The organism is Stenotrophomonas maltophilia group sp. RNC7, assembly GCF_030910085.1.
Lineage (GTDB): Bacteria > Pseudomonadota > Gammaproteobacteria > Xanthomonadales > Xanthomonadaceae > Stenotrophomonas > Stenotrophomonas sepilia.
On the sequence record NZ_JAVFVN010000545.1, the window covers coordinates 1 to 335 of the forward strand.

The 335-nt window shown below is 29.9% G+C and carries 1 pseudogene; it reads right to left on the reverse strand.

Features of this window, described 5'->3' with window-relative positions:
• Positions 1-335, reverse strand: a pseudogene (locus RCF13_RS10725) (glyoxalase); the annotation flags it as partial.

Genomic DNA, 335 nt, shown 5'->3' on the forward strand with positions numbered 1-335 from the left:
CTCTTTTAAGTAGTAGAGAAAGATTTTAAATGAAATAGGTTTATTACAAAATTCATTACCATAATAAAAATTCCGAATAGGATTCCATGCTGGGTTTTCTATGTAAGGGGGGGCAATTAGTGAAAAAAATGAACTTACAGCTCTTATATAGGGGTTCCTCACTAATTTATAGGTATCTTTTCCGTTTGTATTTAAAGCTGCAGCTAGTTCAATAAAGTAGTCCGAGGAGTTTTTGTATATTTCATTTTCATAATTATGGATGAAAGAATCGTATTTTATTGCTTCTTTAAATAAATTTATTTGATAAAAAAACCAATGTGCAAGAGAGGTACAGC